Source organism: Shewanella sp. ISS20, from assembly GCF_056522965.1.
In genome coordinates this window covers 3,231,299-3,244,873 of sequence record NZ_JAWRZK010000001.1, presented here as the reverse complement: position 1 = coordinate 3,244,873, position 13,575 = coordinate 3,231,299, and the positions used below count along the sequence as shown (strand labels likewise).

16 protein-coding genes are annotated in these 13,575 nt (G+C 45.5%); 6 read left to right on the top strand and 10 right to left on the bottom strand.

The features are described 5' to 3' along the window. Window positions 1–61: 61 nt before the first annotated feature. Together prpF and AC1HDP_RS14765 are read left to right on the top strand one after the other, a co-directional pair. Window positions 62–1,249 carry a 2-methylaconitate cis-trans isomerase PrpF gene (gene prpF, locus AC1HDP_RS14770; protein WP_479639901.1) on the top strand — a complete coding sequence of 396 codons (1,188 nt, stop codon included), beginning with the start codon at window positions 62–64 and terminating at the stop codon, window positions 1,247–1,249. A gap of 187 nt (window positions 1,250–1,436) precedes the next feature. After that, a complete protein-coding gene (locus AC1HDP_RS14765; RefSeq protein ID WP_479639325.1) occupies window positions 1,437–1,784 on the top strand; it encodes a hypothetical protein in 348 nt (115 codons plus the stop codon). 105 nt (window positions 1,785–1,889) lie between these two features. On the opposite strand, the gene AC1HDP_RS14760 is transcribed toward AC1HDP_RS14765, so the two are convergent. Next, a complete protein-coding gene (locus AC1HDP_RS14760; protein ID WP_479639324.1) occupies window positions 1,890–2,978 on the bottom strand; it encodes a branched-chain amino acid aminotransferase in 1,089 nt (362 codons plus the stop codon). A gap of 97 nt (window positions 2,979–3,075) precedes the next feature. Continuing rightward, window positions 3,076–3,825, bottom strand: a complete 750-nt coding sequence (locus AC1HDP_RS14755) for a TetR/AcrR family transcriptional regulator (protein ID WP_479639323.1) — start codon at window positions 3,823–3,825, stop codon at window positions 3,076–3,078. A gap of 430 nt (window positions 3,826–4,255) precedes the next feature. Between AC1HDP_RS14755 and AC1HDP_RS14750 the strand changes: the two genes are divergently transcribed. Beyond that, window positions 4,256–5,002 (top strand): cupin domain-containing protein, encoded by a 747-nt coding sequence (locus AC1HDP_RS14750; protein WP_479639322.1) that lies wholly within the window; start codon window positions 4,256–4,258, stop codon window positions 5,000–5,002. A 53-nt stretch (window positions 5,003–5,055) separates the two neighbouring features. Here the strand turns inward: AC1HDP_RS14750 and AC1HDP_RS14745 are convergent, their stop codons facing one another. Continuing rightward, a complete protein-coding gene (locus tag AC1HDP_RS14745) occupies window positions 5,056–6,546 on the bottom strand; it encodes a Na+/H+ antiporter NhaC family protein (RefSeq protein ID WP_479639321.1) in 1,491 nt (496 codons plus the stop codon). A gap of 395 nt (window positions 6,547–6,941) precedes the next feature. Here AC1HDP_RS14745 and AC1HDP_RS14740 point away from each other — a divergent pair, with 395 nt between their 5' ends. Further along, complete coding sequence (locus AC1HDP_RS14740) at window positions 6,942–7,166, top strand: cell division protein ZapB (RefSeq protein WP_140930558.1); 225 nt, start codon at window positions 6,942–6,944, stop codon at window positions 7,164–7,166. Between the two features lie 171 nt (window positions 7,167–7,337). On the opposite strand, the gene AC1HDP_RS14735 is transcribed toward AC1HDP_RS14740, so the two are convergent. The 7 genes from AC1HDP_RS14735 to AC1HDP_RS14705 form a co-directional block, all read right to left on the bottom strand. Then, on the bottom strand, window positions 7,338–7,550 hold the full coding sequence (locus tag AC1HDP_RS14735) for a DUF1107 domain-containing protein (RefSeq protein ID WP_140933969.1): 213 nt from the start codon (window positions 7,548–7,550) through the stop codon (window positions 7,338–7,340). A 290-nt stretch (window positions 7,551–7,840) separates the two neighbouring features. Beyond that, window positions 7,841–8,455: a thiol:disulfide interchange protein DsbA/DsbL gene (locus AC1HDP_RS14730; protein WP_140930556.1), complete on the bottom strand. Its 615-nt coding sequence runs from the start codon at window positions 8,453–8,455 to the stop codon at window positions 7,841–7,843. A 94-nt stretch (window positions 8,456–8,549) separates the two neighbouring features. Next, a complete protein-coding gene (locus AC1HDP_RS14725) occupies window positions 8,550–9,548 on the bottom strand; it encodes a serine/threonine protein kinase (RefSeq protein WP_479639320.1) in 999 nt (332 codons plus the stop codon). Then, window positions 9,545–9,877, bottom strand: coding sequence for a DUF3630 family protein (locus AC1HDP_RS14720; RefSeq protein WP_479639319.1), 333 nt, complete (start codon window positions 9,875–9,877; stop codon window positions 9,545–9,547). The genes AC1HDP_RS14725 and AC1HDP_RS14720 overlap by 4 nt, the downstream gene beginning before the upstream one ends. A 15-nt stretch (window positions 9,878–9,892) precedes the next feature. Next, window positions 9,893–11,341 carry a protein adenylyltransferase SelO gene (locus AC1HDP_RS14715; protein WP_479639318.1) on the bottom strand — a complete coding sequence of 483 codons (1,449 nt, stop codon included), beginning with the start codon at window positions 11,339–11,341 and terminating at the stop codon, window positions 9,893–9,895. 110 nt (window positions 11,342–11,451) lie between these two features. Then, a complete protein-coding gene (locus AC1HDP_RS14710; RefSeq protein ID WP_479639317.1) occupies window positions 11,452–11,736 on the bottom strand; it encodes a hypothetical protein in 285 nt (94 codons plus the stop codon). Between the two features lie 106 nt (window positions 11,737–11,842). Further along, window positions 11,843–12,541: a hypothetical protein gene (locus AC1HDP_RS14705; protein ID WP_479639316.1), complete on the bottom strand. Its 699-nt coding sequence runs from the start codon at window positions 12,539–12,541 to the stop codon at window positions 11,843–11,845. A 188-nt stretch (window positions 12,542–12,729) separates the two neighbouring features. Between AC1HDP_RS14705 and AC1HDP_RS14700 the strand changes: the two genes are divergently transcribed. Together AC1HDP_RS14700 and AC1HDP_RS14695 are read left to right on the top strand one after the other, a co-directional pair. Continuing rightward, the gene (locus tag AC1HDP_RS14700; protein WP_479639315.1) at window positions 12,730–13,089 is read left to right on the top strand and encodes a DsrE/DsrF/TusD sulfur relay family protein; all 360 of its coding nucleotides are present in this window, start codon (window positions 12,730–12,732) and stop codon (window positions 13,087–13,089) included. Window positions 13,090–13,176: 87 nt separating this feature from the next. After that, window positions 13,177–13,557 carry a nitrous oxide-stimulated promoter family protein gene (locus AC1HDP_RS14695; protein ID WP_479639314.1) on the top strand — a complete coding sequence of 127 codons (381 nt, stop codon included), beginning with the start codon at window positions 13,177–13,179 and terminating at the stop codon, window positions 13,555–13,557. The last annotated feature ends 18 nt before the right edge of the window (window positions 13,558–13,575 follow it).

Sequence of the window (13,575 nt, the reverse complement as noted above, 5' to 3'; positions counted from 1 at the left end):
TGCATGAGTGTCATGGATAAATGCTGTGACACTCATTCCATTTATCGCTAAGGGATTAAGCATGTTTGCACCACAACTTAAAATTGCCGCCACTTATATGCGCGGTGGCACCAGTAAGGGCCTCTTTTTTAAACTCACCGACCTGCCGATTCCTGCGCAAACGCCGGGCGCTTATCGCGACGCCTTATTGCTGCGGGCACTAGGAAGCCCTGACCCTTATGGCAAACAAATTGATGGCATGGGCGGCGGCAGTTCTTCAACCTCAAAGGCTGTGATTGTCAGTCGCAGCCTGCAGGCAGGCCATGATGTCGATTACCTCTTTGGCCAAATCGCCATAGATAAGCCATTAGTGGATTGGAGCGGCAATTGCGGCAATCTTTCGGCCGCGGTTGGCGCCTTTGCGATTAATGCCGGCCTTATCAATCCCGATAACATCCCGCTATCTGGCCTATGCACAGTAAAAATTTGGCAGGCCAACATTGGCAAAACTATTATCGCTCATGTGCCTATTAGCCATGGCCAAGTGCAAGAAACTGGTGAGTTTGAGTTGGATGGTGTGACGTTTCCAGCGGCCGAACTTGCCATAGAATTTATTGATCCCGCCGCTGAAGATGGCGCCCTGTTCCCCACTGGCAACTTAGTTGATGTGCTTGAAGTGCCAACTCATTTAGTGGCAAGCGGCGCATTAAATGTCACCTTAATCAATGCCGGTATCCCCACCATTTTTATTAATGCTCGTGAACTCGGTTATCTAGGTAATGAATTGCAAGAGACGATAAATAACGACGAGGAAGCGCTAGTCAAATTTGAAGCCTTGCGCGCCCTTGGCGCCATCAAGATGGGCTTAATGACAGATGTAGCACAAGCGAAAACTCAGCAGCATATTCCTAAAATCGCTTTTATTGCCCCGCCGATGGATTATGTCACCTCAAGCGGCAAGAAGGTTGCAAGCGCTGATATTGATGTGCAAGTACGCGCCTTATCTATGGGTAAATTGCATCATGCCATGATGGGCACAGCGGCTGTGGCTATAGCGACTGCAGCCGCTATTCCAGGCACCTTAGTGAACTTAGCTTCAGGCGGCACTGAGCGTAACAAGGTTACCTTTGGTCACCCATCAGGCACCTTAACCGTAGGCGCCGAAGCTAAATACTTGGGCGGTCAGTGGCAAGTCACTAAGGCGATGATGAGTCGCAGCGCGCGAGTATTAATGAAAGGCGAAATATACGTCAATTTGACAAGCGACTAGAATTAACCACTACAAATAGCTAAACAGGAAGTAATGTCGGCCGAATATATCGCCATTACCGGTCGATAACTTCAAATAAAAACCTTAAACGCAACCTCAACCTTACCAACAAAGCATTTACAAAAACCAAACGAGATGAAACACTTAAACCTAGGTTTTATGGATGTTAACTTAGCAAGTAGACGGGATGATAATGCGATTGTTAGTGGTGTGTTTATTTATTTTTTCAGGGTTAGGCTGCAGCGTTATGCCACAACAAAGTGCGGCAACTCTGCTGCAAGCAAATCAACTATGGGTAATCAAAGGCGAACTACTCAACTGGCAAACAGTGTTTAAACAACCCGTGAGTTTTGATGTGCGCTGGACCATAGATACTGATGGTCAGATGCAAGACTTACAATTATCAAATATCGAGCCTAAAGTGGCAGTGAGCGATGAGCAACTCGCAGCCATTAAGCAGACGCAATTTATGCCCACTAAGAATAATGTTGACCGCAAAAGCATAGTGGTAGCGACACAAGTACAGCTGCTCTAGCCTTGCAAATATTCTTAAATAACTAACATCAAAACATGCAAAGAGCTTTGCGATTAAAAATAAGGGCAGCCTAGGCTGCCCTTATTTTTAGGTATCAATCAGAGATTAACATGACCTTGGAACGGGGCGCACCCAGCCTTCAGGGCCTTTAACTTTACCTAATTGAATATCGGTATAGAGCTGATAAATCCGCTGAATATGTTTACCCACTTTGCCATCACCAATAGTAATAATGCGGCCATCTTCAAAAATATAAGAGCCTACGGGTGACACGACCGCTGCAGTGCCAAAACCACCGGCCTCAATAATCTCACCAGATTCAATATCAGCAATAAACTTATCTAACGTCACAGTTTCTTGGCGGATTTCGCAGCCGAGCAAAGGCGCTAACTCCATGATGGAGCGCGAAGTAATCGACTGCAAAATAGTATCGGTAAAGGTTGGAATAATCACAGTGCCACATTTAAGAATATGGAAGTGGTTCATGGCGCCCGCTTCTTCAATCTGGGTATTAGACGCATCAAGATAGAGCACTTGCGCCGCACCAAACTGCGCCGCCGCTTTACCAGCACGCAGCGACGCCGCGTAATTACCCGCAGCTTTAGAAGTGCCTGTGCCGCCAGAAACCGCGCGATGAAAGGTTTTACTAATGAGTAAGCGAATGGCCTCACCAAAGCCTGCACCATAATAGGCACCACTTGGCGATAGCATTACGCAAAAGGTATAAGCCTGACTGGGGCTCACCGATAATCTATCTTCGGTAGCAAACATAAATGGGCGGATATACAAGCAAGCGCCTTGCTGCTTGGGAAACCATAATCTATCCACATCGATTAAGGCTTCTATGGCTTGCACTTGCCACGCTTCAGGAATATTAGGAATACAGACGATATCGGCCGAACTATTCATGCGTTTGGCATTTTGATCTAAGCGAAATGAATAAATCTCACCATCTTCATGCATAAAGGCTTTGGCGCCTTCAAAAATCGCCTGACCATAATGCAAACACATAGCGCCGGGCGCCATCTCAAATGGACCGTAAGGCACAATGCGCGCATCACACCACTTTCCATCGCGATAATCCATGACAAACATGTGATCGGTTCTGAGCTTACCAAAGCCAACATTGCTTTCTGGCTCAAATTGCTGCTGACGACGCTCGGCCGCATTTTTCAAACAATAGCTTATTTCCATGATGCTTCACCTTTTTTCCTATGTCAGCAGACTAGGGAGCGGTGAAAATAAAGTCAAGGACTTAGCCATTAACTCGCTGAAAAGGACTGTAAACAATTTAGTCACACTTAGCTTCAAGGGCGTTACAGGCACTGCAATTCATGGCGATAGCTTGATTACCGATAAAATATTGCTGAGTTAATGCCTGCAAGGATTCAAACACCTCAATAGTCACGGCTTGCTGCCACGCGTACTGCGACATCAATTTAGCCAAATGACGATAACAAGTGTGTTGCTGCGCACTTAAAAACTCATCATCAATCAATTGGCTCTCAAACTGAGTTAATACGCCGGTGAGATAAAACACTATGCCTTGGGTTAACTCTTTAACTTGCAGCGGCGTGGCCACCAATTCTTGCTTGACTACAGCTTGGGTTAAATGATGTTGTAGCCAGCGCCAGAAGGCATTAATACGGCGTTTAAAGCGCGTCACTTTTTCATCACTGGCCAGCGGCCATACCATATGATTGACTGATACTGACCTTAACGTAAAAAATATCGGGCTGCGCTTAATCGTCTCAAAGGTAAAGAAAATCGGCAGTAATGCTTTGTGCTGCTCAGTAAGCTCAGGGTGCTGCTGCACACATAAAGACAAATGATTAGAGGTCGCGTGGCGCATAAACAAGCACACTAAAATGTCTTCTTTACCTTTGAAATGCTTATACAAAGTGCCGGTCGAGCAGCCCACATCATGGGCAATTTGCGAGAATTTAAACGACACTATGCCTTGAGTAGTAATTAAATGCTCAGCGACATCCAATATCTGATTACATCTCAATAGGCTCACGGGATCAGCTGGACACTTCATAAATTATCTTTCAATGATTTCAATAGACTACTTTAGCTGATTATGAAATGAAGTATGTAGAAGACAAATCTCATCATGACTGAAGGCCAGCCTAATTCACATTATTCACAACTATTTATCAAAAAGCGTGAACAAGGGCTTAGTTCTAAATTTCGGTTCTTCTCAATAACTGTGGCAAATGGACTAAAGCAAATAGCTAGTAAAGCCCCTTGGCAAAACGGGCCTAAACAAAGTACTGATAATTGAACTCTTTTAAATTGCTTTATTTTTAGCCGAGAATGAATTTTATTCGAGAGTACGGTCACGAAAGAGCAAACTGATGCAGCCCCCCTGTGATCCCATTCAAGCTTATTGTCATGAAAGTTAAATACCTTGTTTACATTAGTCATTAAAAAGTTAGCCAGTCTTCCGACACCAATTTAGGGATACGATGAAAACATTTACTACTATTGCCAGCTTAGTTGCGGCGTCCATTATTTCTAGCGCTGCCTTGGCATCCGGTCCCCAGTGCAATCATGCGCAATTACCTTACCAGCAGATGACACCGGTGCCTTACGATAGCTCACCTTATTTGCCGCAAAACACTATGCCAGAGCAGTGCCGCGATCCGCAGGTTGAAGCTTACATTGCAGATTGGGAAGCCGGCAAAATCAATTTTGCGACCATACAGCCAAATGACAGCATCGCCAAAGATCAGCGTTTCTGTAAAGGTCTTGATGATCAAGGCAATGTATTAAAAGTCAAAGATTGCGATTTAAACAATGCGCCGGTGGGCTACTTATGGAAAGATTTGGCCGATACCCCTATGGTGATAGGCATCACTAATGGCGGCAAGTCAGATCACGAGCCTCATTTTCACGGTCAACCTGAATGCTATTATGTGGTTACTGGTCAAAGCCCTACTTTGGCAGACAACCAATTCCACCCATTAAAGAAAGGTCAATATTTCTACATTCCGGGTAATCATATCCATAATACGCCGATTATGAGCGACGAAGGCTTAGGCGTTATGTATTGGTATCCAAACAATGCTCACTTTGATGGCTTCAAGTACTACTGGCGCAAAGATGTTAAAAATCTGAATGTGGCAGAAGAGGCCTTTGATCGAGTTGATGCCATTCGTAAGCGTGATCTTGACTTAGGACCTTACGGCACCAACCAAGCCAAGTTCAACTAATTATTAGTTTATAAAAAAGGCTACTGTGCAGTAGCCTTTGTTTTACTTAACCATTATGCCGCCAACTTACGCCGCCATAACAAGCCTTGTAACAAGCCAAAGCCAACAAAGCCTGCCACTAGTCCACTGAGCAAGTAATCCCAGCCTTGATTCACTAACCAAAAGCCCACCAGCGCGCCAGCGGCTGTGACTAAGGCTAAGGGGATTTGGGTAATCACATGTTCATGGGGGCTACAGCCACTGCTAGTTGCGCTAATGACGCTGGTATCAGAAATCGGTGAACAATGATCGCCAAACACTGAGCCTGCCATCACAGCGCTCAGCGCTGGCAATAACATGCTGACATCCAATTGATGACTAATTTGAGCGCCAATGGGGATCATAATGGCAAAAGTGCCCCAACTTGAACCTGTGGTAAACGCCATCAAGGCGCATAACACAAAGAGTCCAGGTACTAATAAGCGCTGATTAATATAGAGCTCAGCCCAATAAGCGAGTAAAGAGGCAACATTAAGATCGGCAATCACCTTGCCAATCATCCAAGTACATAACAGGATGCCAATGGCAAACAGCATCATACCTATGCCACTAGCAACACCTTTGACCATCAAAGACAAGCCTTGGCCTGAAAACATCATGCTGGCAAAAGTGACAACTAAAGCCAGTAAGCAAGCGTTACGCATAGCGGCGCCAATATCAGCTTGTGCTATCCACTGGGCAATACTCCCATCAGGCGCTGCCATCATGCCTGAGGCTAAGGTAAAACCAATAGCACTGAGCAATAAGGTCAGCATAGGTAACAGCAGCATCCAAGGGCCGATAGCGCCGATTTTGGTAGTATCTGGCGCAGTGTCAGGCACGCTTTTGGGCGCCGCCTGAGTCACTTGCTCAAAACCCTTACCGCTATAGGCCAGCCATAAGGCAAAGACTAACGTTAAAATGGCATAAAAGTTACCTTGAGCCACCACAACAAAGGCCGCTAATGGCGGCAAATTAAGAAAGCTAATACTGGCAAGCAGCGCCATCACATAGGGCCCCCAGCTTGATATAGGCACTAACGAGCACAAGGGCGATGCGTTGGAATCAACCAGATAAGCTAATTGCGGCGAGTTGATAGCATATTTATCTTTTAATGGCCGGCACACATGCCCCACGGCAAGGCAGCTAAAAATACCGTCGATAAAGACGAGATAACCGAGTAGCACCACGCCAAGCCTTGCTTGCCGGCCGCTTTGAATGCGCAGGTATAACCATTGGCTAAAACTATCAACCGCGCCGCTAATGCTTAATAAGCGCGTCATCATTCCCAGCATTAACATGGCCGCCAGCACATTCAGATTCCAAGTTTTCCAAGCGCCGCCGTCATAGAATAACCCTTGGGTAGATGCTGCTAGATATTGCAGCGTCGCAATGACATCAAAGCTCTTAACCAATAAGGCGCCGCTTACTATACCGCCAATTAGTGCCACTAAGGTTTGCCGCGTGACTAGGGCCAATACCAAAGTGAAAATTAACGGTAACAGTACGATTGGGTTGACATCCATGAGACTAAATATTTCCAAAAAAGAGAATATGCAGCCGTTATCATACCTCAGCCAATCGGCAGATTTTAACCAATGTGTGCTTGATGTTACTTAAAAAGAGTAACTAAAGACTAAGACAACTCACTCACGCCGCCTAAATCTAGGCACATAACATTGAAACTTGGGCAAACATGTCCATTAACCTAAGCAAAATGCTCGTCATTAACCATAATAATTAGCCCTAAGCATTCACTGGATTGCCCAGTAAATGTGGCATAAGCCCCCAAAATTCTAACTAATTTTATGATTACTCACTTAAGTGCTGGATTTTTAGCCGCTCAAGCGAGTCGCCTATTCCATCGGCCTTGGACACTGTTAGAATCGCAGTTACCAAGACCACCTCATTAGGACTTACCATGAGCCTCGAATTATTATCAAAACTGGAAACTAAAATCCAAGCTGCACTCGAAACTATCGAATTACAGAAGATGGAATTAGAAGAAGAGAAACAGAAATCAGCAGAAATGACGCAACAAGCTGAGCAGTTACAAGCGCAAAACCAACATTTGCAACTGGAACTGAATTCATGGAATGAAAAAGTAACTGGTTTAGTAGGACTGCTGAACAACCAAGTTGACTAAGGTTAACTGTGAGTCATAGCGAGGAATCATAGTGTGAGTAACTAGCTAGTAGTTACCAGTTAAGCACTATGATTAGCATGCAAGCACCCATTGTAGAAGCCTACAAAGGGTGCCAAGCATTAAGATAACTATGTCTGAAGACAGGATGAAACAGATTATCTAAGTGCTAAATTAAGCTAGAAGAGCTAGCTGATTTTGCGCTTCAATCAACGCATTCAATTCAACTACCGCCTGCTTAATCTTAGGTTGACTCTTTTTAGGCAACATAAATCGCCCTTTCTCAAACTCAAGTCGCCCGAGATCTTTTACCCAAATCGCCCCATTCAAAAAAATTCTGACATGCTTAATCATTAGCTTTGGGGCATAAACGGGGAAAACTCTCATATAACCTCCTTGTATTACCTCTTGCTGCGCCATAACCACTCATTATTAATACTATGGCTTGTCTAGTATTATGACACTCTATGGTGCCATTGGTTTCCTAACAATCTGTGCTTTTGAGGGCTAGCTCAAAAAAAATTGTATATACCACTGCATCCAATGCTAACAAATTCACACACAAACACTAACAAGTGATAAACTTAACATTCATTGCAATGAGAAATCTCGGCCAGCGCCCATAAAAAAGGAGCCCCGAAAGACTCCTAATTAACAGCTATGTTTCGCATCCAGTCTTAGTCTTTCTTTTCAGCTAAGAAGTAAGCGATATCTAACATTTCATCGTAAGACTTGATGGCATCAGTCTTCACTAAATACTTACCGTTCACCACCAGCGCTGGCACGCCTTGGATTTTAGCGTTTTCAGTATCGCGCTTCATGTTAGCCACTTGCGCATTAACCATGAATGAATTGGCCGCTGCATCAAAATCTTTAGCATCAACGCCGTTAGCTATGAATAAAGCGCGAATATCATCACGATTCGTGAAGTTTTGACGCTTCTCATGAATAGCGCTGAACATAGCGTTTTCTATCTTTTCTTCCACACCCAGTTGGCGAGCAACGGCAAAGGCGCGTGACATTTCAGGGCCCATTTCGCGGCCGATAAATTCAACGTGTGCTTGATTAAACGCCACACCTTTTGGCAGGGTTGACTTAATTTGTGGCACCACAGTTTTAGCAAAATTAAAGCAGTGACCACAATAGAAAGAGAAAAACTCTTTGATTTCAGGCTTGGCAGTCGCAGGCCCTTGATTAATCACAGTGTAATGCACGCCTTCTTTATAATCAGCAGCCATGGCTGCCATAGGTGCTATCACTAACGCTAACGCCACCAGTAGTGCTTTTTTCATCGTATTCCCTGTAAAGTGTAATAAAGCAATCGTTATTGCTCAAAAGATTAACATATCAACCTGTTGGATTAAATCCTTTCAATAAAGTTCCCGACTACCAACTTGGACCTAAAGTGAGTGGCGCCGCTTGAACCGCTAAACACTGGGCATCGATATCATTCAATGCTTGCTGCCAATAGTTAGCTTCTGCAAACCAAGGGAAATGGTGCGGAAAGGCAGGATCGCTCCAACGCTTAGCCAACCAACCATTGTGATGCAGCATTCTTAAGCCCCGAAGCGGTTCAATTAATGCCAATTCATCTAAGTTAAACTCATTAAACTCGTTGTAAGCCTCAATGATGACATCAAGCTGCAATAACTGCTGAGCGCGATCGCCTGACAACATCATCCACATATCTTGGATGGCAGGCCCCATGCAGGCATCATCTAAATCCACTAAGGTTGCGCCGTCATCTGTCCATAAAATATTGCCTGGGTGCAAGTCCCCATGCAGACGAATCGGCGTATAAGACTGCTTAGCAAAGGCTTGATTAATTAAGGACAATAAGCGTGAGGCGGCGCTAAGGTACCTGTCTTTTAAGGCCGATGGGATCAGTGGCGATTGCGCCAAAATGTCGATGGCGGTTTGGCCCCACACTTCAGGGCGCAAGGTTTCTCGATGAACAAACTCCTTGTTAGCGCCGAGCAAATGCATGCGGCCTAAACTGTGACCCACTATTTCTAGATGATCTAAGTTATCCACTTCAAACGCCCGCCCGCCCATGGATGGAAACAGCGAGAATCTATACCCCTTAAAATGATGTAAGCTCGCGCCATTAATGATTAACGGTGCCACCACTGACAATTCATCATGTTGTAAATCGGCGGCAAAATCGTGTTCTTCTTGAATTTGCGCATTGGTCCAACGGCCGGGGCGATAAAACTTAACCACATAACGCTGATTGTTATCACTGCGAAACTGGTAGACGCGATTTTCATAGCTATTGAGCGTCAATAGCCCAGACTGCGGATAAATACCTAAAGATTCAATCGCATCTAATTGCAAATTAGGTGTGAGCTCATGAAACCCAAAATCACATGCAACGCTTGTCATGAAAGCGACCTCTTTGCTTGAAGGTAAGGACGCATTAAGCCTAGTAAAAAAACTAGCACTTCTGCGCTTTGTGGGTGATGACTCTTAGCCGTCAGCCAGCTGACTTGACCATAGTCTTCGTAATGCAGTTCAAGATAAGTATCTTCAAAGTCGAGCAGCCATTGATGCCTATCGGCGCCCCACTGCTTTTCGATGACGCGGCAATCAAGCGCTTGGCATAAGCGTTCGGCAAACGACGAAAAACTGTCGTAATCCACAGTGGCGGTAAAGGCTATGACTTGTTGTTCTGCTTGATATTCTAATGAATTCAAACTCAATTGCGCAGGCATACTCATCTCCCAAGGCTAACTACTGCAAGATAATACCAGACCTTGCGCCCAATCAGGCGGCAATTGGGCATATTGCTCATATTGTGTTTGCTCATCAAAAGGATTTTGCAGCGCGGTCATAAGTGATGTGACCATCTCAAGATTGCCGCGCTCTGCCTCTTCAATGGCTTGCTGAGCCAAGTAATTTCGCAAAATATACTTAGGGTTAGTGCGCTGGCGCTGCGCTTGCCAGCCGTCCCAATCATCAATGCCGACTAAGCGTGTCTTATAAGCGCGCCACCAATCACTCATTAGTTGCGGCTGCACGCAATCATCTTGCCAGGGCAGCTGTTTATCTGCGCGACTCACAAGTTTTAACTGTCGCATAGTGCGGGTGTAATCTAGGCCATTGGCCTGCAATCCCCGCATTAAGGCCGAGATCAGCTCTAAATCGCTATCATTATCATGGCGCGCCATTCCTAAACGCCCAGACATAATAGTCACATAATGCTCAATCAAGCGTGGCTCAAAACTGTCTAACCCAGAGACAAGCGAGTCTGACGCTATAATGGGCGCCAGCGCTTGCGCTAAGCGCTGCAAATTCCACAGCGCAACCCCAGGCTGACGCACAAAGCTATAGCGCGACTCGCTATCAGAATGATTACACACAAAATCTTCATCATATTTATCTAAAAAGCCAAAGGGACCATAATCTAACGTGTCCCCAAGTATGCTCATATTGTCGGTATTCATTACCCCATGGGTAAAGCCAAACGCTTGCCATTTGGCAATCATAAGCGCTGTGCTATCAACCACTTTTGCAAACCAAGCACTATAACCTTGGCTATCTAAAGTGAGCTCAGGATAATGCTGCATAATGGTGAAATCGATTAAGGCTTGTAACTGCGGCTTACTTTGTAGCCCATGAGTCACATATTGAAAGTGACCAAAGCGAATATGACTGCGCGCCAACCGCACAGTAATGGCGGCGGTTTCTTCCGTTTCACGCCACACAGATAAATCAGAGCCCACCACAGCTAGCGCCCGCGTCGTGGCTATGCCTAAATGATGTAACGCTTCAGAAGCTAAAAATTCCCGTAAGGCTGAGCGCAATACCGCGCGGCCATCACCATGGCGAGAATAAGGCGTGATGCCTGCGCCTTTTAGCGACATTTCAAATGCGCCTTCTTGCGCCTGCAAACTGCCCACTATCATGGCGCGGCCATCACCTAATTGCGGGCTATAGCCGCCAAATTGATGGCCACTGTAGACTTGCGCAAAATAATGCCCCAAACCATTATCAAATAATTGATTGCCCGCGCATAGGTTAAGCAAGCTGGCGGTGGGTTTAATACCGCCAAGTAACTGCGCTGCATCATCACTCCAAGCAATCCAGCGACTAGCCCCCAGCCCTTGCGGCAATACTGGCGACAACAGCTTAGGTAACTCATTAAAAAAGGGTTGCTTGAATTGTAATGCCGTCACCTTGTCGCCCCTGTGCCTAGTTAAATGATTTGTTACTCAAAGCCAAGATAAAGACTAAATTATTGAGTGACCAAGTTGTTGAGCCACTGAGTTGTTGAGTCACTGAGTTATTAAATGACTGAGCTATTGAGTTGCTTACAACTCACCGTTGAATCTGTTTGCTCGCACTCTAACGCGCACACAAACACCCCAAGGTTTTGCCCTGTTAAACGCAGCATGCCAGCGCCTTTGCTCTGACATTGCTCTAAGGTTTGGTAATAACCGCCTATGGCTTTGGCTTCTAACACACTTGGCGCGGCGGCAACGCCAGGATAGTAAAACAGTGTCCACTGCGATGGCTGACTGCAGCCCGAGAGCAATAACACCCCTACAAAAATTAGTAATTGTTTAAACACAAGCGCCTCACAAGCTTAATCTAGCGATAGCTTGCATTCTACGCGCTAAGTCATGAAAAAATAACGCTAAATTTTGTCGGGGTATTAAGGGAAAGACTCAAGAGAATTATGAAGGCCTTGCTTGCTGTAAGCGTTGTTTACGCCCACTAAAACCAGTCGCAGAGCCATCATTTAAGCCCAATGCCAGCGCCCTGTCACACACATCTATGGCAGCATCAATATGGCCAGCATCGGCAAGTAAAGTGGCTAAATGCTTAAACGCGTGACCAGATGGCGTATCTGTGAGCACTAGCAATTCATTATGCCAACGGCTTAACGCCAAAGATTGTGACAATACTTGCGCTTGTTTGCGCGCCTTGTAGCAGCGCTTGATTAAGCCACATAAGCGCGGATAGGCATCATTTAACGTGGCGCCCATGACTTCACTGACCAAGGCTTGCAAGCTTGGGTCAGTCAATTGCACTTGGCCAGCAAGCTTGCCGCCCTGATCTTGCGCTTGCAAATCTTGCAGCTTAGCTTCATTGCTAGTCTTTATATGAGCCTCGATATGAGCCTCAATATTAGCGATACTCATACTAACTTCACTGGCGCTAACCCCGCTGGCGTTAACATCATTGGCGCCAACGCTACTGGCAGTAACATTAACACTGGCACTGGCAGCGCTGGTATTGATGGTGTTTTCATTGTCAGCAGCAAGCTTAGCGGCGCGTGCCTCCTCGGCTTCTTCCTCACGGGCTAAGCGCTGAGCTCGTATATACAAGTAAACGCCGAGGGCAACTAATAACACTAGGGCAAATAATTTCATGGCGATATCCTTGTCGCGAAATGAGTTATCAGTCTCATTCCATTATCATTTCTCTTGGATTATGCGGCTTTTTAGCTAAATATCTAGCGCTTAATCATTAACACTTTGGCTAAGGTCAAGGTTAGCTAACGCTAATATCAGTAGACTAAGCACTGCTATCCTAGCTCTCACTCACTAAGGTTTATTGCATGCAAACCATACTGTTAGTTGCTCACTCAAGCCCTTATGGCAGCGAAAAATTATTTAATGCCCTAAGAATTGCAATTTCATTAGCCGAGCAAACCGAACCCAAAGTATCACTGCAAGTGTTTTTAATGTCAGATGCTGTGTATGGCGCCATGACGCATCAGCAAACCCCAGCGCTGAGTTATCACATTCAACAAATGCTCGATATTCTGACCGCGCAAGGCGTACCGGTAAGCTTATGCAAAACCTGCTGTGAAGCGCGCGGTATTACTCCTGAGTTACTCACTAGCGACTGCCAGATAGGTAACTTACTACAATTAAGCCAATGGACGATTGCGGCAGATAAAGTCATTCATATTTAGAGCTAGCTCAAGCTTTAGCCGTTTATCCCGACTGCAAGCAAATGATTGCGATATTATTAAGATACTTATCAAATACTGGTTAATGCAATGGCAGCGCTGATTCGTTTTCAAGGCCCTTTATTAAATGAGTTCAAAACCCTCACGGCCATGATCTCCATTTATTGCCACCATCAACATGGCGGCAAACCTCTGTGTGATGATTGTCAGCAATTGCTCGAATATGCCAACATGCGCTTAGACCGCTGTCCCTATGGCGCGACTAAGCCGACCTGTAACAAATGCCCAGTTCATTGCTATAAGCCTGAGCCCAAAGCCTTAATGCGCGAGGTGATGATATTTGCGGGGCCCAGAATGTTAATTTATCACCCGATACTGGCACTGCAGCACTTAATTAAAGAGCGTAAAGCCGCGCCAGGTTTGCCTCCTAAAGGCGCATCCAACCGCCACCAGCGCCAGCCATTAATCTAACATTCAGATTAAGCTAGC